The sequence below is a fragment of the Streptomyces lateritius genome (genome assembly GCF_014649715.1).
Lineage (GTDB): Bacteria > Actinomycetota > Actinomycetes > Streptomycetales > Streptomycetaceae > Streptomyces > Streptomyces lateritius.
This window is the reverse complement of sequence record NZ_BMTO01000001.1, coordinates 585059-603458: the sequence shown is the minus strand read 5'-3', so window position 1 is coordinate 603458 and position 18400 is coordinate 585059. Positions and strand designations below refer to the sequence as shown.

The following is an 18400-nucleotide window of genomic DNA, read 5'->3' as shown; positions in this document are numbered from 1 at the left end:
AGCCTGCCCGGAAAACCGACCGCTGGAACAGCGCGCTGTACGCGTTGAGGGCGGGCCGGCCGCCGAGGTGGACGTGGAGGACGGTCGCGTCGCGGCCGTTCTCGCCCCGCGCCACCAGGTCGACCAGACCCGCCGTCGACTTTCCCGACCAGTGACCGGAGGCCGGGGCCGGTCGCTCAGCGCCGGGGCCGGCGTCGCCAGGGGGCCGGTGACGGCGACCATGATCCCCGGGGACTGGATGCACGCGAAAAGCGTGTCGCCGTCGGGCGAGAAGACGACGCCGGTGAACTCGCTGTCGTTCAGCTCGTTGCGGGCGATCGGGTACGTCCGGCCGCGCTCGGTCGCGCCGAAGAGGTGCTGGAAGCCTTCGCCGTCCTCGGCGACGACGAGGCCGCCGTGGGGGGAGACGGTGATGCTGTCCGGGCCGTCGTAACCGGAGGCCACGCCGAGGAGGACCTGGAGGGTGAGGGTGCGGCGCTCGGGGTCGTAGAACCAGACCTGACCGTCGTGCGGGGCCCCGGGGCTCTCCTCGCGGGCGTACGAGGAGACGACGTAGGCCCCTCCGTCACCCCACCACATGCTCTCCAGCTTGCGGGCGCGGATGACCTCGCCGGGCCCGAACTGCTCGCGGACCTCGGCCGTGCGCCCGTCGCGGTCGGGGACGTCCACCCAGTCCACGCCGTAGACGGGGCCGATCGCGGCGCGGGAGAGGCCGTCGACGAACCGGCCCGCCGAGTCGAAGCACCTGGGGGCCTGGCGCACGCCCGCGTCGTCGGCGAGGGTGCGGAGCCTGCCACGGCCGTGCGTGAAGCCCTCCGGCGGGACCCAGCGGAAGAAGAGGCCGTTGGGCTCGGCCGCGTCCTCGGTGAGGTAGGCGTGGCCGCGCCGGGGGTCGATGACGACGGCTTCGTGGTCATAGCGGCCGAAGGCCTTGATCGGCCGGGGGTCGAGATAGGCGCGGCGGTCGTGCGGGGCGACCTCGAAGACGTAGCCGTGGTCCTTGGTCATGCCGTTCTCGCCGGCGAGGTCGGAGTTCTCCTCGCAGGTGAGCCACGTGCCTCAGGAGGTGCGCCCGCCGGCGCAGTTGGTGGAGGTGCCGGCGATGCCGACCCACTCGGCGACGCGGCCGTCGCGCTGTATCTCCACGACCGTGCAGCCGCCGGAGGCGGCGGGGTCGTAGACGAGCCCCTCGGTGAGCGGGACAGGATACTTCCACTTGGAGCGCGGGCCCTTGAGCTCGTGGTTGTTGACGAGGTACGTGACGCCGCGCGGGCCCGCGAAGGTGGCGGTGCCGTCGTGATGGGAGGGGGTGAACTCACCGGACTCCAGGGTGGTGACGCCGCTGTGGGTGATGACGCGGTACGAGAACCCGGCGGGGAGGGCGAGGATGCCGGCGGGGTCCTGCACGAGCGGCCCGTACCCGAGCCGGTGCCCGTGCCCCTCCCGGTCCTCGGCGGCCAGCGCCTCGGGCGCGGTGGCGAGCGCTCCGACAGCGCCGGTGAGGGCGAGGCCCGCGCCGGTGGCGGCGGACTGCTTGGCGAATTCTCTGCGTTGAGAGGCATGGCGATCGGTCTCCCCTGGGGTCACCCGGTGTCGGGCACGCGGTTCCGGCCACGTATAAACGGGAGTTGAACAGAGAGGCGAATTCCCATGAACCTGCCCCCCTCCGGCCGTCGGGTCCTCGTCAGCGGTGCTTCCCGGGGCCTCGGCCGCGCGGTTGCCCAGGCGTTCGCCGCCAACGGCGACCGGGTCGCCGTCCACTACGGCTCGCGCGCCGACGAGGCCCGCGAGACCCTCGACTCCCTCGAAGGCACCGGCCACGCGCTGGTCGGCGGGGACCTGTCCGATCCGGCGGGCGCGGCGGCGGTGGCCGGGGCCGCGGCCGAGGCGCTCGGCGGGATCGACGTGCTGGTGAACAACGCGGCCGTCAACGTCCGCCATCCGCTGCCCGAGACGCCGTACGACGAGTGGGTCGCCGTCTGGGAGCGGCACGTCGCGGTGAACCTGCTCGCCACGGCGAACCTGAGCCACCTGGCGGCCCGGCGGATGATCGACCAGGGCGGGGGCGGCAGGATCGTGAACATCGGCTCGCGCGGGGCGTTCCGGGGCGAGCCGGACCACCCGGCGTACGGGGCGACGAAGGCCGCCGTCCACGCGCTGGGCCAGTCCCTGGCGGTCTCGCTGGCCCCGCACGGCATCGCCGTCGCCTCGGTGGCCCCCGGCTTCTTCGCGACCGAACGCGTGGCTCCTCGCCTCACGGGCCCGGAGGGCGAAGCGATCCGCGCCCAGAGCCCCTTTCACCGCGTGGCCGCGCCGGAGGAGATCGCCGCGGCCGTCCTCTGGCTCGCCTCCCCGGAAGCCGAATGGTCCTCCGGCGCCGTCCTCGACCTCAACGGCGCGTCCCACCTCCGCACCTGACCCCGGACCCGAGAGCCCGCGGCGGCCCCGGGGCGGGGCCCCGGGTCCGGGCAGCCTTTCGGGGGAGCGGCGGGGCGGGGAGTCCGGGTCCTCACCCGCGACGCCCCGGCCCGCGTCAACCCCCGACGCGTGAGCGCGCCTTGAAGGCCGCCTTGCGGGCGTCCTTCGCCGCGTGCTTGTCGCGGTGGAGGCGGCCCATCGCCTCCAGGACCTCGGCCGTCGCCGGGTGGTCGACGCGCCAGGCCGTGTCGAAGAAGCCGCTGTGCTGGCCCGTGAGGCCCTCCACCAGGTCCTGGAGTTCCTCCAGGTCACCCTCCGCGTCCAGCTGCGCCGCGATCGTGTCGATCGCCAGCCAGAAGATCATCGACTCCGGCGGCGCCGGAATGTCCGCCGCGCCCCGCTCCGCCAGCCAGACCCGGGCGAGCCCGCCCAGCTCCGCGTCGTCCAGGACCTCCCGTACGGCCGGCTCCGCCTCGGGCCCCACCAGGGCCAGGGCCTGCTGGCAGTGGAGCCGGCGCAGCGGCGAGCCGGCGTCGGCGCCCCGGGCGGCGGCGAGCAGCTCCCGCGCCGCCTCCACCGCGCCCCGCCCGGCCAGCCACCCCGCGGTCTCGGCGCGCGCCGCGCTCTCGGGGTACACGGAGAGTCCGTCGAGCAGGGCGTCCGCGCCCTTGTCCGCCAGTTCGCCGACGGCCGGCGCGTCCACGCCCGCCTCCAGCATCCTGGCCCGTACGCCGTAGAGCCCGAGCGGCGTCAGCCTGACCATGCCGTACCGGGTCACGTCCTCCTCGTCGATCGGCGGGGCCGGCTCCGGGCCCTCCTCGCCCGCCTCCGCCTCCACCATCAGCGCCTCGTCGACCGGCTGGTACTCGACGAGCCCGATCGGTTCGAGCAGCCTGAACTGGTCGTCCAGCCGCATCATCGCCTCGGAGACCTGCTCCAGTACCTCGTCGGTCGGCTCGCCCATGTCGTCCGGCACGATCATCGACGCCGCGAGCGCCGGCAGGGGCACCGGGCCCTCGCCCGTACCGCCTTCGCTGACCGTCAGCAGATACAGGTTCCCGAGCACGCCCTCCAGGAACTCCGCCTCCTCCTCCGGGTTCCAGTCGAGCCGCTCGAAGTCGATCTCGCCGTCCTCGCCGATGACCTCCGCCAGATCGTCGAGCACGGGGGCCGTCGCGTCGGCGAGCACCACGTCGAGGCCGTCGAGCCAGATCCCGAGGACGTCGCGCGGCGCGCCGCCGGTGAGGAGGGTGAGGTTCTCGCCGGCGGTCACCGCACCGGGGGCTTCCTCGTCGCCGTCCTCGACTTCCACCAGGCCGGTGTCCACCGCGACCCGCCACGCCTCGCTCGCGTACGCCTCGCCCTCCTCGTCCGCCGCGAGACCCAACACCTCGGCCGCCGAGGGGAGTTGTTTGTCGACGAGTTCACCGCCCGAACCGACCCGGGTCTCGGGGCCGGCCCAGCGGGCGAGCCGGGCGGCACGGGCCAGCAGGGGGGTGGCCAGGGCGTCGCGCGCCAGCTCCGCGTCCGAGTGCAGCTGAACGGGGGGCAGAGTGGGGCGATCCGGTGCCATCTGGGGTCTTCTCCTCGAAGAGCGCTGGGGGACGAACGGCCTTCAGCGTAGACGCATTTCCGGCGCCGTCCGCCGGTTCACGGAGCCGTCAGCCTTCGTACACCCGTCGACCACCCGCCGACCCTTGACAAGGCACCCGCTCAACCAAGAGATTGACGCGCGTAGATCCATCGACCGATCCTCCAAGCACCTGCGGAGCCCCTTGATGCCTTCCTCCATACCGAGATCAGCGGCCGTCGCCGCCGTCGTGTCCGCCGCCCTCGCCGCCGGGCTCCTCGCCGGATCCGCCGCCTCGGCGGACACCTCCGCCGACGCCGCCGCCGGCGTCCGCGTCCACGACATCCAGGGCACCACGCGCGTCTCGCCGCTGGTCGGCAAGCAGGTCACCGGTGTCACGGGCGTCGTGACCGGTGTACGGACGTACGGCTCGCGCGGTTTCTGGATCCAGGACCCGCAGGCCGACGACAACCCGGCCACCAGCGAGGGCCTCTTCGTCTTCACCAGCTCCGTCCCGACCGTCGCCGTCGGCGACGCGGTGAGCGTGAACGGCACCGTCGGCGAGTACGTCCCCGGCGGCCTGAACTCGGGCAACCAGTCGCTCACTCAGATCTCCCGGCCGACCGTGACCGTGGTCTCCTCCGGCAACCCGGTCCCGGCACCGGTGACGATCTCCGCCTTCTCCGTCCCGGACGCGTACGCCCCTGAGGGCGACCCGGCCGCCGGCGGCTCGATCAACGGCCTCACGCTGGACCCGGAGACGTACGCCCTGGACTACTACGAGTCCCTGGAGGGCGCCAACGTCCGCGTCGGCACCTCGCGGGTCGTGGGCGCCACCGACCCGCACGCGGAGCTGTGGGTGACGGTGAAGCCGTGGGAGAACGCCAACCGCCGGGGCGGCACGGTCTACGGCTCGTACAGCGCGCAGAACACCGGGCGGCTGCAGATCCAGTCGCTCACGCCGCTCGCGCAGCAGCCCTTCCCCAAGGCGAACGTCGGCGACGTGCTCGCCGGTACGACCGAGGGCCCGCTGGACTTCAACCAGTTCGGCGGCTACACGCTGACCGCGCGCACCCTGGGTACGGTCGTGGACCGCGGCCTGGAGCGCGAGACCACCGAGAAGCAGCACAAGAACGAGCTGGCGGTCGCGACGTACAACGTCGAGAACCTCGATCCGTCCGACCCGCAGGAGAAGTTCGACGCGCTGGCCGCGGCCGTGGTGGACAACCTGGCCTCGCCCGACATCGTCGCCCTGGAGGAGATCCAGGACAACAACGGCGCCAAGAACGACGGCACGGTCGCGGCCGACCAGACGCTGAAGAAGTTCACGGACGCGATCGTGGCCGCGGGCGGCCCGGCCTACGAGTGGCGCTCGGTCGACCCGGTGAACAACAAGGACGGCGGCGAGCCCGGCGGCAACATCCGTCAGGTCTTCCTCTTCAACCCGGAGCGGGTCTCCTTCACCGACCGGTCGGCGGGCGACGCGACGGCGGCGACGGACGTGGTGCGCGGCGAGCGGGGCGGCGCGGCGCTGACGGCCTCGCCCGGCCGGATCGACCCGGCGAACACGGCGTGGGAGAACAGCCGCAAGCCGCTGGCCGGCGAGTTCACCTTCCGCGGCCGGACGGTCTTCGTCATCGCCAACCACTTCGGCTCGAAGGGCGGTGACGAGGGTCTGACCTCGCACCACCAGCCGCCGAACCGTTCCTCCGAGGCGAAGCGCCTCCTCCAGGCGCAGGCCGTCAACGCCTTCGTCAAGGATGTCCTCGCCATCGAGAAGCAGGCCGACGTGCTGGTCCTCGGCGACATCAACGACTTCGAGTTCTCCGAGACCACGAAGGCGCTGACGGACGGCGGCGCGCTCTACCCGGCCGTGAAGTCGCTGCCGCGCAGCGAGCGCTACTCGTACGTCTACCAGGGCAACAGCCAGGTTCTCGACCAGATCCTGACGAGCCCGGGCGTGCACCACTTCGAGTACGACAGCGTCCACATCAACGCGGAGTTCGCCGACCAGGACAGCGACCACGACCCCCAGGTCCTCCGCTTCCGCCCCTAGCTAGATCGCGTCCGGAGAGTAGCGCCGTCTGCCCGCGGGCCAGGCGGGACTTCACGGACCCGGCCTAGTCACGGCGGCCGGTGGCCCGGTCCGCCGGAGGGGGCAGGCAGCCCTCCGGCGGGCCGCCCACCGCGCGAAGCCCGGCTCGCCTCCCCCGCGTAGCCGAAGTCCGGGCCGAAGGGCAGCACGACGCCGTGCCGGGTCCCGATGGCCTGGACCTCGTCCCGGGCCAGGGGCGTCACCCCGGCTCCGGCGGCACCCGGCATCGACAACAGGTCGATGCACCCGTGGAAGACTGCCGGGCATGATCTTTCGTACGGCCACTCGGGGTGAACTGCCCGCCGTTCTTGCCCTGCTGGCGGACGAGGAGAGGGTCGTGGCCCCCGCTTCCGTCGTCGTCACCGAGGCGTACGAGCGGGCGTTCGCGGAGATCGAGGGGGATCCGCGCAACGAGCTGATGGTGCTCGTGGAGGAGGGCGGCACGGTCCTCGGGTGTCTGCAACTCACCTACATCCCCGGCCTGGGCAAGGGCGGCGCCGAGCGTGCCCTGATCGAGGCGGTGCGGGTCCGGGCGGACCGGCGTGGGGGCGGGCTCGGCCGGGAGCTGATGCGGCGGGCGGTGGAGCGGGCGCGCGAACGCGGCTGCGGGCTCGTGCAGTTGACCAGCGACAAGCGGCGGACGGAGGCCCACCGCTTCTACGCCTCCCTGGGCTTCGCCCGCAGCCACGACGGTTTCAAACTGCGGTTCTGACCCGCCCCAGCGCCCGTCTGTTGCCCGGGATCATCCAGGCCGACCCTGCGACCCTTCAGAGATGCTGATCGATCACCCGAAGCAGAACTAAGTGGACCTTCAGCGTCCTGGCCGCGCAGACTGCCTCGATGAGCACTGAACGACCTTTCGGCCGGGCACTCTGCGCGATGATCACCCCCTTCACCGCCACCGGGGAGCTGGATCTCGACGTCGTCCGCGAGCACGCCGCCCACCTGGTCGCCGAGGGCTGTGACGGCCTCGTCCTGAACGGAACGACCGGCGAGTCCCCGACCACCTCGGACGACGAGAAGGCGGCCCTGATCAGGGCGGTGTGCGAGGCCGTCGGACCCGGCCCGGCGGTCGTCGCGGGTGTCGGCACCCCCGACACCCGGCACACCGTCGAGCTGGCCCGCCAGGCCGAGGCGGCGGGCGCCGACGGGCTCCTCGTCGTCACTCCGTACTACAGCCGCCCTCCCCAGGCCGCCGTCGAGGCGCATTTCCTACGCGTGGCGGACGCCACCGGACTGCCGGTGATGCTGTACGACATCCCAGGGCGCACCGGCACCCGCGTCGAGCCGGAGACGATGCTGCGGCTCGCGGCGCACCCCCGGATCGTCGCGGTCAAGGACTGCGCCTACGACCTGCTCGGCAGCGCGAAGGTGATCGCCCGCACCTCGCTCGCCTACTACTCCGGCTGCGAGGAGCTGAACCTTCCGCTGTACGCGGTCGGCGGCGCCGGTTACGTCAGCACGGTGGCGAACGTGGTGCCCCGTCAGCTACGGGCGGTCCTCGACGCCTTCGACGCGGGCGACACGGCCGGCGCCGCCCGGCTCAACGCGCTCACGCTGCCGCTCTCCGAGCTGATGACGGCCTCCGGCCTGCCCGGCACGGTGACGGCCAAGGCGCTCCTCGGCGACTTCGTGCGCGAACCGTTGCAGCCCGCCGACCGGGAGGCGGTCGACGGGCTGCGATCGGCGTACGAGGATCTGGTGGCGGCCGAGGATCTCGTGGCGTACGGGGATCCTGCTCAGTCGTAGACGTAGGTGGCGCTGCCGAGGACCGCCGCGTGTTCGAGGACGTCCTCCAGGGGGTCGTCGATCTGACCGGTGTGGAGCGTGAGGTTCGGGCCGTTCGAGACGGCCGGGCCGTTGTACGTGCGCGTGTGCGTCTCGTCCGCCGCCGCCGCACCGGCGGACAGCATGACGGCCGCCGCGCTCAGCACTCCGACAACGATGGGCCTCGTCCTCATGTCGGCTCCTCGCCTTTTCCGCTCGTACGACGCATCGGGTGCCTCGCGTCGACTCGTTAACGCAGAGTCACCCGATGCGGTCACGCTCAGTTGTGGCTGTGGAGGATCTCGTTGAGCCCGCCCCACACCGCGTTGTTCGGGCGGGCCTCGACGGCGCCGGTGACCGAGTTGCGGCGGAACAGGATGTTGGAGCCGCCGGAGAGGTCGCGAGCCTTGACGATCTCGCCGTCCGGCATCGTGACGCGCGTACCGGCGGTGACGTACAGACCGGCCTCGACGACGCACTCGTCGCCCAGGGCGATGCCGACGCCGGCCTCGGCGCCGATCAGGCAGCGCTCGCCGATGGAGATGATCACGTTGCCGCCGCCGGAGAGCGTGCCCATGGTGGAGGCGCCGCCACCGATGTCCGAGCCGTCACCGACGACGACACCTGCGGAGATCCGGCCCTCGACCATCGAGGTGCCCAGGGTGCCGGCGTTGAAGTTGACGAAACCCTCGTGCATGACGGTCGTACCGGCGGCGAGGTGCGCGCCGAGCCGGACGCGGTCGGCGTCGGCGATCCGGACCCCGGCGGGGGCGACGTAGTCCGTCATCCGCGGGAACTTGTCGATCGACGTCACCTGGAGGTGCAGGCCGTCGGCGCGCGCGTTGAGGCGCACCTTGTCGAGGTCGTCGACGGCCACCGGGCCGAGCGAGGTCCAGGCGACGTTGGCGAGCAGCCCGAAGATGCCGTCGAGGCTCTGGCCGTGCGGCTTGACCAGCCGGTGGCTGAGCAGGTGCAGGCGCAGGTACGTGTCGTGGGCGTCGAGCGGCTTGTCGTCGAGGGAGGAGATGACCGTACGGACGGCGACCACCTCGACGCCACGGCGGGCGTCCACGCCGAGGGCCTGGGCGGCGCCCTCTCCGAGGGCGTCGACGGCGGCGTCGGGGCTGAGCCGCTCCGTGCCGGCCGGACCGGGCGTGTCGGTCAGCTCGGGGGCGGGGAACCAGGTGTCGAGAACGGTGCCGTCGCCGGCGATGGTGGCGAGGCCGGCGGCGACGGCGCCGGTGGTGCGAGGAGCAGTGGTCATGACGGAAAACCTAACGGTCGGGCCCCCGCGCGGGCCAACCGGTCTCAGGTGTCGGTCGAGGTGTCCGGCGAATCCGACGACGTCAGGGGGCGAGGTTCGGCGGTTCCGTCGGAGCGAGCAGCCGGGTCATCATCGTGCGCGCGTACTCCTCGTCGTACGTGCCGCCGGTGAGCAGAACCTGGAGGCAGATGCCGTCCATCAGGGCGACGAGGGCCCGGGCGGTGACCGGATCCGTCCGCCGGGACAGGGCCTTGGCCACGGCGTCGGTCCACTCCGCGGCGACCGGCCGCAGGGCGGGGCGCCGCAGGGCGGCCAGGTAGAGCTCGTACTCCAGTTCCAGGCCGGTCCGCTCGCCGCCGATCCACTCCCCCATGAGACGGGCCAGTGCCGCGGCGAGATCCGACGCGGCCGCTGTGGAACCGGCCCCGGGCGCCGTGAGACCGGTCAGCGCGTCGCTCTCGCGCAGCGCCCGCGCGAATCCCTCGTTCGCCTGCCGGAGCGCGGCGACGAGGAGTTCGTCGAGCGAGGAGAAGTGGTACGTGGTGGAGCCGAGCGGCACGTCGGCCTCGGCGGCGACGGTCCGGTGGCTGAGTCCGGCGATGCCCCGTGCGCCGACCACCCGCAGCGCCGCGTCGACGATCCGCTGCCGCCGTTCGGGGTCGTGGCGGCGGGGGCGCTGACCGGGCCGCGCCATCAGTGCGCTCCGCCCAGGTGGAGGACGAGGACGCCACCGATGATCAGAAGAACTCCGGCGACCTTCGCGACGCTGAGGGTCTCGTTCATGAAGAGGACGCCGATGGCGGCGACGGCGGCGGTGCCGACGCCCGACCAGATGGCGTAGGCGGTGCCGACCTGAAGGGTCTTCAACGCCTGGGCGAGCAGGGCGAAGGCGATCAGGTAACCCGCGGTGGTGACGAGGGAGGGCCAGAGCCTGGTGAAGCCCTCGCTGTACTTCATGGACGTCGTCGCGACGATCTCGGCGGCGATGGCGCCCGCAAGCATTCCGTAACCCATGCGTACAAGCGTACACAACGTTGTGTACGGTCGTACGCAACGCGGCCCGCTACGGTGTGCGCATGACACATCCCTCCGGGCCGTACGGCTATGGTTACGCTCCCCCACCACCCCCGCCGAAGCCCGGCGTGATACCCCTCGCTCCGCTGAGTCTGAGCGACATGCTCACCGGCGCCTTCGCCACGATCGGCCGCTACTGGAAGCCGCTGCTGGGTGTGGCGCTGGCCGCCTACGGCGCGGCTCTGCTGCTGGTCGCGGCGGCAGTCGGCGTCGCGTACGCGGTCGTCGCCGACCACCTGCCCGGCGTCTTCGACCTGGGGGACGGGCGGAACCCCACCTGGGACGACGGCCGGCCGCTGCTGATCGCCTTCGGCTGCGTCTGGCTGATCGCCATGTTCGGAACGCTCGTCGCGAGCGCCGTGGTGTACGGGGCGTGCCCGGCGGTTCTCCAGGAGGCGGTCCTCGGGCGCCGTACGACCTTCGGCGCGGTCTGGCGCCGCGCCTGGTCGCGGATGCCGCCGGTGCTCGGCACGGTCTTCCTGACGGTGCTGGTGACCGTGCCGGTCCCGCTCATCGTGTTCGTGGCGGCGTTCGTCGGCCTGCTGGTGAGCTTCGCCGGGGGGACGGGCCCGCTGGCCCTGCCGTTCCTGGCGTTCGGCGGCGCCATGCTGGCCACCCTGCCGACCGTCCCGCTCGCCATCTGGCTCTGGGTGAAGTTCAGCCTGGCCCCGGCGGCGGCGGTCTTCGAGGGGCAGCCCGCGACGGCGGCAATGCGCCGCTCGTCCCAGCTGGTCCGCGGCTCGTGGTGGCGGATCTTCGGTGCGCTGCTGGCCGCGGGCGCCATGGCCGCGATGGCGAACTGGGCGATCCAGCAGGTGTTCAGCGCCCTGCTCTCCCTCCCGGCCTCGTTCGAAGGCGCCGAGACCGCGGACTCCGCCGGCGAGGTCCTGATCTCCCTCGCACCGGTCCTGGTTGTCGCCGTCATCGGCTCGATGGTGGCGCAGGCCGTCTGCTCGGCCTTCCCCCCGCTGGTGACCGGCCTGGTCTACGTCGACCAGCGCATCCGGAAGGAGAACCTCGCGCCGGTCCTCGCCGAGGCGGCGGCCCAGGCGGCGCCCCCGGACGGCGGGCGAGGCGTCCCCGTCTAATCCGTGAGGGACCGCTTCGGACGCAGCACGCAGAACTCGTTGCCCTCGGGGTCGGCGAGGACGACCCAGGTCGCGTCCTCGCTCTGCCCGACGTCGACCCGCTTCGCCCCGAGGCCGACGATCCGCTCGACCTCCGCGTCCCGGTCGTCGGGCGACAGGTCGATGTGAAGCCGGTTCTTGACGGTCTTCGACTCCGGCACCGGCAGGAAACACATCCCGGGCCAGGCATGCTCGTCGGCGCCGATGACGATCTCGTCCTCGGCCTCGAAGAGGATCTTCCAGTCGAGCACCTGGGCCCAGAAACGGGCCTGCGCCGGCAGGTCGTGGGCGTCGACGGCGAGGTGATACATGCGAACGGCCATGCCCCCAGTCTGCCTGGCGGGCATGGCCGTTCGTGGTATTCCGGCGGACCGGGTCGGACCTCAGACGTTGAAGCCGAGCGCGCGCAGCTGCTCGCGGCCGTCGTCCGTGATCTTGTCCGGGCCCCACGGCGGCATCCATACCCAGTTGATCTTCAGCTCGCTGGCGATGCCGTCGGTGGCGGCCTTCGCCTGGTCCTCGATCACATCGGTCAGCGGACACGCCGCCGACGTCAGGGTCATGTCCAGCGTGACGACGTTGGTGTCGTCGATGTGGATGCCGTAGATCAGGCCGAGGTTGACCACGTCGATGCCCAGCTCGGGGTCGACGACGTCGTACAGCGCCTCGCGGATCTCTTCCTCGGAGGCCGGCTTCATCGTGGCCCCAGCGTTCTCGGTCATGCCGACTTCCTCTCCGCACCGTCGCCCAGAGCCTGGGCGGTCGCGTCCTTCCACGCCATCCAGCTGAGCAGCGCGCACTTGACCCGGGCCGGGTACTTGGAGACGCCCGCGAACGCGACCGCGTCCTCCAGGACCTCCTCCATCGCGTCGTCCGGCTCGATCTGGCCCTTGGACTGCATCAGCTCCAGGAAGGTGCCCTGGATCTTCTGCGCCTCGGCCAGCTCCTTGCCGACGAGCAGCTCGTTCAGGACCGAGGCCGAAGCCTGGCTGATTGAGCAGCCCTGACCTTCGTACGACACGTCCTCGATGCGCGAGCCGTCGTACTTCACGCGGAGCGTGATCTCGTCGCCACACGTCGGGTTGACGTGGTGCACCTCGGCGTCGCCGTCCCTGAGACCGCGCCCGTGCGGGTGCTTGTAGTGGTCCAGGATGACGTCCTGGTACATCGAATCCAGCTTCACGAGAATCCCCTAGCCGAAGAAGTTCCGTACGTGCTCCAGCCCCTCGACCAGGGCGTCGACCTCGGCCGGCGTGGAGTACAGATAGAACGACGCTCGCGTGGTCGCGGGAATTCCGTACCGCAGGCAGACGGGCCGCGCGCAGTGGTGGCCGACGCGGACCGCGATGCCCTGCTCGTCGAGGACCTGGCCCACGTCGTGCGGGTGGATGTCGCCGAGGACGAAGGAGATCGCCGCGCCGCGGTCCTCGGCCGTGGTGGGGCCGATGATCCGCAGGTCCGGAACCTCCTGGAGGCGACGGACGGCGTACTCGGTGATCGCGTGCTCGTGGCGCGCGATGTTCTCCATGCCGATCGCCGAGAGGTAGTCCACGGCCGCGCCGAGGCCGACGGCCTGCGCGATCGGGGGCGTACCCGCCTCGAACTTGTGCGGGGCAGGCGCGTAGGTCGAGGAGTGCATCGACACGGTCTCGATCATCTCGCCGCCGCCGAGGAACGGAGGCAGGTCCTCCAGGAGCTCCTGCCGTCCCCAGAGCACGCCGATGCCGGTGGGACCGACCATCTTGTGGCCGGTGAAGGCCACGAAGTCGGCCTGCAGCGCCTGCACGTCGAGCACCATGTGCGGGGCGGCCTGCGAGGCGTCGATGCAGACCAGCGCACCGACCTCCTGGGCACGGCGGATGATCGTCTCGACCGGGTTGACCGTACCGAGCAGGTTCGACACCAGCGTGAAGGAGACGATCTTGGTCTTCTCGGTGATGACCTCTTCGATGTTCGACAGGTCGAGCCTGCCGTCGTCGGTGAGCCCGAACCACTTCAGCTTCGCGCCGGTGCGCTGCGAGAGCAGCTGCCACGGCACGATGTTGGAGTGGTGCTCCATCTCCGTGATGGCGATCTCGGTCTCGTGGTCCACGCGGTAGGGCTCGTCGGCCCAGCCCAGCATGTTGGCCACGAGGTTGAGCGACTCCGAGGCGTTCTTGGTGAAGATCACCTCGTCGCGGCTCGGCGCGTTGATGAACGCCGCGACCTTGTCACGGGCGCCCTCGTACAGCGCCGTCGCCTCCTCGGCGACCGTGTAGACGCCGCGGTGGACATTGGCGTTGTGACGCTCGTAGTACGTGTTGAGCGCGTCGAGCACTTGACGCGGCTTCTGCGAGGTCGCCGCGGAGTCCAGGTACACGATCTTCTTGCCGTCGTGGACCACGCGATCCAGGAGCGGGAAGTCCTTGCGGATCGCCTCGGTGTCGAGGAGGCCGGTGAGCCCCTGATGGGCAGATGTCACGCGGATGCGCCACCCTTCACGTACGACTCGTAGCCCTCGTTCTCCAGCTTGTCGGCGAGCTCGGCGCCGCCGGACTCGGCGATGCGACCGTTCGCGAAGACGTGCACGAAGTCGGGCTTGATGTAGCGGAGAATCCGCGTGTAGTGCGTGATCAGCAGGGTGCCGACCTCGCCGCTCTCGCGGACGCGGTTGACGCCCTCGGAGACGACGCGCAGGGCGTCGACGTCCAGGCCGGAGTCGGTCTCGTCGAGGATCGCGATCTTCGGCTTGAGGAGCTCCAGCTGAAGGATCTCGTGGCGCTTCTTCTCACCGCCGGAGAAGCCCTCGTTGACGTTGCGCTCGGCGAAGGCCGGGTCCATCTGGAGCTGCTCCATCGCCTCCCGGACCTCCTTCACCCAGGTACGCAGCTTGGGGGCCTCGCCGCGGACGGCGGTGGCGGAGGTGCGCAGGAAGTTGGAGACCGAGACGCCGGGGACCTCGACCGGGTACTGCATGGCCAGGAAGACGCCGGCGCGGGCGCGCTCGTCGACCGACATCTCGAGGACGTCCTCGCCGTCGAGGGTGACGGTGCCGCCGGTGACCGTGTACTTCGGGTGACCGGCGAGCGAGTACGCCAGGGTCGACTTGCCGGAGCCGTTGGGGCCCATGACGGCGTGGGTCTCGCCCTGCTTGATGGTCAGGTCGACACCCTTGAGGATCTCCCGGGGGCCGTTCTCGGCCTCGACGGAGACGTGCAGGTCGTGGATTTCAAGCGTTGCCATGGGTGACTCAGGACTCCTGGGTGACGGAGACGAGCACATCGTCCCCTTCGATCTTTACGGGGTATACGGGGACGGGGCGCGTCGCGGGAAGGCCGGACGGCTTGCCGGTGCGGAGGTCGAAGCTGGACCCGTGCAGCCAGCACTCGATGGCGCAGTCCTCGACCTCGCCCTCCGACAGCGACACGTTCGCGTGCGAGCAGATGTCGTTGATCGCGAACACCTCGCCGCCGGTCTGGACGACGGACACCGGCGTGCCGTCGACCTCGACCCGCTTGGGGGTGTCGCTCTCCAGCTCGCTCAGTGCGCAGACGCGGACGAAGGCCATCAGACGGTAGCCTCCAGCTCGGCCTCGATCTTGGTGATCAGGCGCTCCTGGACGTCCGGCAGGCCGATCTGCTGGACCAGCTCTGCGAAGAAGCCGCGGACGACCAGGCGGCGGGCCTCGGTCTCCGGGATGCCGCGGGCCATCAGGTAGAAGAGCTGCTCGTCGTCGAAGCGACCGGTGGCCGAGGCGTGACCGGCGCCGGCGATCTCGCCGGTCTCGATCTCCAGGTTCGGCACGGAGTCGACCCGGGCGCCGTCCGTGAGGACCAGGTTCCGGTTGAGCTCGTAGGTGTCGGTGCCCTCGGCCCTGGCCTGGATGAGGACGTCACCGATCCAGACGGCGTGCGCGTCCTGGCCCTGCAGCGCGCCCTTGTAGGCCACGTTGGACTTGCAGTGCGGGGTGTTGTGGTCGACCAGGAGGCGGTGCTCCTGGTGCTGACCGGCGTCGGTGAAGTACAGGCCGAAGAGCTCGGCCTCGCCGCCGGTGCCGGCGTACTCGACGCGCGGGTGGAGGCGGACCACGTCGCCGCCGAACGTGACGACGACCGACTTGAAGGAGGCGTCGCGGCCGACCAGCGCGTTGTGCTGGGCGACGTGGACGGCCTTCTCGTCCCAGTCCTGGACGGAGACGACGGTGAGCTTGGCGCCGTCCCCGAGGAGGAAGTCGACGTTGGCGGCGAGCACCGCGTCGCCGGTGTGGTCGATGACCACGACGGCCTCGGCGAACGCGCCCAGCTCGATCACCTGGTGGCCGAAGGCGACGCCGCCCTGGCCGTGCACGGCGATCCGGACGGGCTCGGTGAGGACGGCCTCCTTGGCGACGGTGACGACCGAGGCCTTCTCGAAGGAGGAGTACGCCTGGGCGGCGACCCGGTCGACGGGCTTGCCGGCCCTGCCGAGGCGCGCGTCGTCACGGCCGACGGTCTCCACGGTGACGCCCTCGGGGGCCTCGATCTCGACCTTGACGCCCTCGCCGGACGCGACGGCGGTGCCGTCGTGCAGTCCGCGGAGGCGCTCCAGGGGGGTGAACCGCCACTCCTCCTCACGGCCGTGCGGGACGGGGAAGTCCGCGACGTCGAAGGACGGGGGCGCGCTCATGCGCGTGGCGACGGTGGACTCGGCGGCCACCGCGATCGAGCCGGCGGTGGTGGAGCCCGCCGGGATGTTCTGAGCGTCAGCCATGGCTGTCGGTGTGCTCACTTTCTGCGTTCGGTGCGTTCGCTGCGAGAAGCTCGCGGGGGCCCGTCGCGCGGGCCCCCGCGAGGGGTGGCCGGGTGGCCGGGGCTGCTAGCCCACCGCGCCTTCCATCTGCAGCTCGATCAGCCGGTTCAGCTCCAGGGCGTACTCCATGGGCAGCTCCTTGGCGATGGGCTCGACGAAGCCGCGCACGATCATCGCCATCGCCTCGAACTCGGTCAGACCGCGGCTCATCAGGTAGAAGAGCTGGTCCTCGGAGACCTTGGAGACGGTGGCCTCGTGGCCCATGGAGACGTCGTCCTCGCGCACGTCCACGTAGGGGTACGTGTCGGAGCGGGAGATCGTGTCGACGAGCAGCGCGTCGCACAGCACGTTCGACTTGGAGCCCGGCGCACCCTCGCCGATCTCGATGAGACCGCGGTAGGAGGTGCGGCCGCCGCCTCGCGCCACCGACTTGGAGACGATGTTGGACGAGGTGTTCGGGGCCATGTGGACCATCTTGGCGCCGGCGTCCTGGTGCTGCCCCTCGCCCGCGAAGGCGATGGACAGGGTCTCGCCCTTGGCGTGCTCGCCCATCAGGTAGACGGCCGGGTACTTCATGGTGACCTTGGAGCCGATGTTGCCGTCGACCCACTCCATGGTCGCGCCCTCGTAGGCCACGGCGCGCTTGGTGACCAGGTTGTACACGTTGTTCGACCAGTTCTGGATCGTCGTGTAGCGGCAGCGGCCGCCCTTCTTCACGATGATCTCGACGACCGCGGAGTGCAGCGAGTCGGAGGAGTAGATCGGGGCGGTGCAGCCCTCGACGTAGTGGACGTAGGCGTCCTCGTCGACGATGATCAGCGTCCGCTCGAACTGGCCCATGTTCTCCGTGTTGATACGGAAGTAGGCCTGCAGCGGGATCTCGACGTGCACGCCCTTCGGGACGTAGATGAAGGATCCGCCGGACCACACGGCCGTGTTCAGCGAGGCGAACTTGTTGTCGCCGACCGGGATGACCGTGCCGAAGTACTCGCGGAAGAGCTCCTCGTGCTCCTTCAGCGCGGTGTCGGTGTCGACGAAGATGACGCCCTGCTCCTCCAGGTCCTCGCGGATCTGGTGGTAGACGACCTCGGACTCGTACTGGGCCGCGACACCGGCGACGAGGCGCTGCTTCTCCGCCTCGGGGATGCCGAGCTTGTCGTACGTGTTCTTGATGTCCTCGGGCAGTTCCTCCCACGAAGCGGCCTGCTTCTCGGTGGAGCGCACGAAGTACTTGATGTTGTCGAAGTCGATGCCCGACAGGTCGGAGCCCCAGCTCGGCATGGGCTTCTTGTCGAAGAGGCGCAGACCCTTCAGCCGCAGCTTCAGCATCCACTCCGGCTCGTTCTTCTTCTCGGAGATGTCGCGGACGACGGCCTCGGAGAGACCGCGCTTGGCGGTGGCACCGGCCGCGTCCGAGTCGGCCCAGCCGTACTCGTACCGACCCAGGCCCTCGAGCTCGGGGTGGCTGATCTCGGTGGTCATGCGGGGTTCCTCCCGGCCGTACTTGCGGATGCTGATGGGGGTGTGGTCTGTGGGGCGCTGTGCGGGATGAACGTCGTACAGACGCCGTCACCATGCGCGATGGTGGCCAGACGCTGGACGTGCGTTCCCAGGAGGCGCGAGAAGACTTCCGTCTCCGCCTCGCACAGCTGGGGGTACTGCTCGGCGACGTGGGCGACCGGGCAGTGGTGCTGGCAGAGCTGCTCGCCGACCGGTGCGTTGCGCGCGGTGGCAGCGTACCCGTCGGCGCTCAGCGCCCTGGCGAGAGCCTCGGTGCGCCGGTCGGGGTCTGCCGCCTCGACGGCCGCGCGGTACGTCTCGGCCTGGGCCTCGAGTCGGTCGCGGGCGAAGGCGGCGACGGCCGCCTCTCCACCTGCGTTCCTCTCGATCCAGCGCAGGGCGTCGACGGCCAGCGAGTCGTACGACTGGTCGAAGGCGTCCCGGCCGCAGTCGGTGAGTGCGAAGACCTTGGCGGGCCGGCCACGGGTGCGGGCGCCGTAGACGCGCTTCTCGCGGGCTTCGACGACGTTCTCGGCGACGAGCGAGTCGAGGTGCCGTCGCACGGCCGCCTGGGTGAGGCGGAGCCGCTGCGCGAGATCGGCGACCGTCGACGGCCCGTGGTCCAGGATGGACCGCGCGACCCGGTTGCGCGTGGATCGCTCACCGGTCGCGAGTTCCTCCACCGGAGCCGCGTCGACGTTTTTCACAACGCCATTGTTGCGTAATTCCTTCGGCAGTGACAAGCGACACCGAAGCCGATCACGGTGCCATGCATCACTCAGGTAAGGCTTACCTGACCTGCGGAAACGATCATTCGT

At 70.9% G+C, this 18400-nt stretch carries 20 protein-coding genes and 2 pseudogenes; 5 read left to right on the top strand and 17 right to left on the bottom strand.

The features are described 5' to 3' along the window. Window positions 1-25 precede the first annotated feature (25 nt). Window positions 26-151: pseudogene (locus tag IE136_RS35300) on the bottom strand (1-aminocyclopropane-1-carboxylate deaminase); the annotation flags it as partial. A 25-nt stretch (window positions 152-176) separates the two neighbouring features. Beyond that, a pseudogene (locus IE136_RS02805) lies at window positions 177-1587 on the bottom strand (alkaline phosphatase PhoX). A gap of 63 nt (window positions 1588-1650) precedes the next feature. Between IE136_RS02805 and IE136_RS02800 the strand changes: the two are divergent. Continuing rightward, window positions 1651-2418: an SDR family NAD(P)-dependent oxidoreductase gene (locus tag IE136_RS02800; protein WP_158986132.1), complete on the top strand. Its 768-nt coding sequence runs from the start codon at window positions 1651-1653 to the stop codon at window positions 2416-2418. Between the two features lie 115 nt (window positions 2419-2533). On the opposite strand, the gene IE136_RS02795 is transcribed toward IE136_RS02800, so the two are convergent. Next, entirely contained in the window at window positions 2534-3991 is a 1458-nt protein-coding gene (locus tag IE136_RS02795; RefSeq protein WP_189599288.1) for a hypothetical protein, read from the bottom strand. A 205-nt stretch (window positions 3992-4196) separates the two neighbouring features. Here IE136_RS02795 and IE136_RS02790 point away from each other — a divergent pair, with 205 nt between their 5' ends. Then, a complete protein-coding gene (locus tag IE136_RS02790; RefSeq protein ID WP_189599287.1) occupies window positions 4197-6044 on the top strand; it encodes a DUF8508 domain-containing protein in 1848 nt (615 codons plus the stop codon). A gap of 68 nt (window positions 6045-6112) precedes the next feature. Here IE136_RS02790 and IE136_RS02785 read toward each other — a convergent pair whose 3' ends face one another. After that, window positions 6113-6286: a hypothetical protein gene (locus IE136_RS02785; RefSeq protein ID WP_158986138.1), complete on the bottom strand. Its 174-nt coding sequence runs from the start codon at window positions 6284-6286 to the stop codon at window positions 6113-6115. A gap of 62 nt (window positions 6287-6348) precedes the next feature. Here IE136_RS02785 and IE136_RS02780 point away from each other — a divergent pair, with 62 nt between their 5' ends. Next, window positions 6349-6795 (top strand): GNAT family N-acetyltransferase, encoded by a 447-nt coding sequence (locus IE136_RS02780; protein ID WP_158986140.1) that lies wholly within the window; start codon window positions 6349-6351, stop codon window positions 6793-6795. 128 nt (window positions 6796-6923) lie between these two features. Then, on the top strand, window positions 6924-7832 hold the full coding sequence (gene dapA, locus IE136_RS02775; protein WP_189599286.1) for a 4-hydroxy-tetrahydrodipicolinate synthase: 909 nt from the start codon (window positions 6924-6926) through the stop codon (window positions 7830-7832). On the opposite strand, the gene IE136_RS02770 is transcribed toward dapA, so the two are convergent. The 4 genes from IE136_RS02770 to IE136_RS02755 form a co-directional block, all read right to left on the bottom strand. Further along, window positions 7823-8044 (bottom strand): hypothetical protein, encoded by a 222-nt coding sequence (locus tag IE136_RS02770; protein ID WP_158986144.1) that lies wholly within the window; start codon window positions 8042-8044, stop codon window positions 7823-7825. The genes dapA and IE136_RS02770 overlap by 10 nt on opposite strands. Window positions 8045-8130: 86 nt before the next feature. Next, entirely contained in the window at window positions 8131-9114 is a 984-nt protein-coding gene (gene dapD, locus IE136_RS02765; RefSeq protein WP_158986147.1) for a 2,3,4,5-tetrahydropyridine-2,6-dicarboxylate N-succinyltransferase, read from the bottom strand. Window positions 9115-9196: 82 nt separating this feature from the next. Beyond that, entirely contained in the window at window positions 9197-9808 is a 612-nt protein-coding gene (locus IE136_RS02760) for a TetR/AcrR family transcriptional regulator (protein ID WP_189599285.1), read from the bottom strand. Beyond that, window positions 9808-10128: a DMT family transporter gene (locus IE136_RS02755; protein ID WP_158986151.1), complete on the bottom strand. Its 321-nt coding sequence runs from the start codon at window positions 10126-10128 to the stop codon at window positions 9808-9810. The genes IE136_RS02760 and IE136_RS02755 overlap by 1 nt, the downstream gene beginning before the upstream one ends. 62 nt (window positions 10129-10190) lie before the next feature. On the opposite strand from IE136_RS02755, the gene IE136_RS02750 reads away from it, so the two are divergent. Beyond that, complete coding sequence (locus IE136_RS02750; RefSeq protein WP_158986153.1) at window positions 10191-11276, top strand: DUF7847 domain-containing protein; 1086 nt, start codon at window positions 10191-10193, stop codon at window positions 11274-11276. Here IE136_RS02750 and IE136_RS02745 read toward each other — a convergent pair. From IE136_RS02745 to IE136_RS02705, 9 genes are all read right to left on the bottom strand, one after another. Next, window positions 11273-11638, bottom strand: a complete 366-nt coding sequence (locus IE136_RS02745) for a VOC family protein (protein WP_158986155.1) — start codon at window positions 11636-11638, stop codon at window positions 11273-11275. The two genes, IE136_RS02750 and IE136_RS02745, sit on opposite strands and share 4 nt — an antisense overlap. 60 nt (window positions 11639-11698) lie before the next feature. After that, window positions 11699-12037 carry a metal-sulfur cluster assembly factor gene (locus tag IE136_RS02740; protein ID WP_158986157.1) on the bottom strand — a complete coding sequence of 113 codons (339 nt, stop codon included), beginning with the start codon at window positions 12035-12037 and terminating at the stop codon, window positions 11699-11701. Continuing rightward, a complete protein-coding gene (sufU, locus tag IE136_RS02735; RefSeq protein WP_158986159.1) occupies window positions 12034-12498 on the bottom strand; it encodes a Fe-S cluster assembly sulfur transfer protein SufU in 465 nt (154 codons plus the stop codon). Before sufU ends, IE136_RS02740 begins: the two co-directional genes overlap by 4 nt. Window positions 12499-12507: 9 nt before the next feature. Next, window positions 12508-13776 (bottom strand): cysteine desulfurase, encoded by a 1269-nt coding sequence (locus IE136_RS02730; RefSeq protein WP_158986161.1) that lies wholly within the window; start codon window positions 13774-13776, stop codon window positions 12508-12510. After that, window positions 13773-14537 carry a Fe-S cluster assembly ATPase SufC gene (gene sufC / locus IE136_RS02725; protein ID WP_158986163.1) on the bottom strand — a complete coding sequence of 255 codons (765 nt, stop codon included), beginning with the start codon at window positions 14535-14537 and terminating at the stop codon, window positions 13773-13775. The genes IE136_RS02730 and sufC overlap by 4 nt, the downstream gene beginning before the upstream one ends. Window positions 14538-14544: 7 nt before the next feature. Beyond that, window positions 14545-14862, bottom strand: a complete 318-nt coding sequence (locus IE136_RS02720; RefSeq protein WP_158986165.1) for a bifunctional 3-phenylpropionate/cinnamic acid dioxygenase ferredoxin subunit — start codon at window positions 14860-14862, stop codon at window positions 14545-14547. Next, window positions 14862-16043, bottom strand: coding sequence for a Fe-S cluster assembly protein SufD (gene sufD / locus IE136_RS02715; RefSeq protein WP_189599284.1), 1182 nt, complete (start codon window positions 16041-16043; stop codon window positions 14862-14864). Before sufD ends, IE136_RS02720 begins: the two co-directional genes overlap by 1 nt. A gap of 105 nt (window positions 16044-16148) precedes the next feature. Continuing rightward, on the bottom strand, window positions 16149-17564 hold the full coding sequence (sufB, locus tag IE136_RS02710) for a Fe-S cluster assembly protein SufB (protein ID WP_158986169.1): 1416 nt from the start codon (window positions 17562-17564) through the stop codon (window positions 16149-16151). Continuing rightward, a complete protein-coding gene (locus IE136_RS02705; protein WP_158986171.1) occupies window positions 17561-18289 on the bottom strand; it encodes a helix-turn-helix transcriptional regulator in 729 nt (242 codons plus the stop codon). The genes sufB and IE136_RS02705 overlap by 4 nt, the downstream gene beginning before the upstream one ends. Between the last annotated feature and the right edge of the window lie 111 nt (window positions 18290-18400).

Excerpts from the sequence above, each read along its gene's own strand:
- dapA (WP_189599286.1), top strand. The coding sequence starts at position 6,924 with ATGAGCACTGAACGACCTTTCGGCCGGGCACTCTGCGCGATGATCACC.
- IE136_RS02790 (WP_189599287.1), top strand. The coding sequence starts at position 4,197 with ATGCCTTCCTCCATACCGAGATCAGCGGCCGTCGCCGCCGTCGTGTCC.
- IE136_RS02720 (WP_158986165.1), bottom strand. The coding sequence starts at position 14,862 with ATGGCCTTCGTCCGCGTCTGCGCACTGAGCGAGCTGGAGAGCGACACC.
- IE136_RS02770 (WP_158986144.1), bottom strand. The coding sequence starts at position 8,044 with ATGAGGACGAGGCCCATCGTTGTCGGAGTGCTGAGCGCGGCGGCCGTC.
- IE136_RS02740 (WP_158986157.1), bottom strand. The coding sequence starts at position 12,037 with ATGACCGAGAACGCTGGGGCCACGATGAAGCCGGCCTCCGAGGAAGAG.
- sufD (WP_189599284.1), bottom strand. The coding sequence starts at position 16,043 with ATGGCTGACGCTCAGAACATCCCGGCGGGCTCCACCACCGCCGGCTCG.
- IE136_RS02750 (WP_158986153.1), top strand. The coding sequence starts at position 10,191 with ATGACACATCCCTCCGGGCCGTACGGCTATGGTTACGCTCCCCCACCA.
- sufB (WP_158986169.1), bottom strand. The coding sequence starts at position 17,564 with ATGACCACCGAGATCAGCCACCCCGAGCTCGAGGGCCTGGGTCGGTAC.
- IE136_RS02795 (WP_189599288.1), bottom strand. The coding sequence starts at position 3,991 with ATGGCACCGGATCGCCCCACTCTGCCCCCCGTTCAGCTGCACTCGGAC.
- sufC (WP_158986163.1), bottom strand. The coding sequence starts at position 14,537 with ATGGCAACGCTTGAAATCCACGACCTGCACGTCTCCGTCGAGGCCGAG.
- IE136_RS02745 (WP_158986155.1), bottom strand. The coding sequence starts at position 11,638 with ATGGCCGTTCGCATGTATCACCTCGCCGTCGACGCCCACGACCTGCCG.
- dapD (WP_158986147.1), bottom strand. The coding sequence starts at position 9,114 with ATGACCACTGCTCCTCGCACCACCGGCGCCGTCGCCGCCGGCCTCGCC.
- IE136_RS02800 (WP_158986132.1), top strand. The coding sequence starts at position 1,651 with ATGAACCTGCCCCCCTCCGGCCGTCGGGTCCTCGTCAGCGGTGCTTCC.
- IE136_RS02780 (WP_158986140.1), top strand. The coding sequence starts at position 6,349 with ATGATCTTTCGTACGGCCACTCGGGGTGAACTGCCCGCCGTTCTTGCC.
- IE136_RS02760 (WP_189599285.1), bottom strand. The coding sequence starts at position 9,808 with ATGGCGCGGCCCGGTCAGCGCCCCCGCCGCCACGACCCCGAACGGCGG.
- IE136_RS02755 (WP_158986151.1), bottom strand. The coding sequence starts at position 10,128 with ATGGGTTACGGAATGCTTGCGGGCGCCATCGCCGCCGAGATCGTCGCG.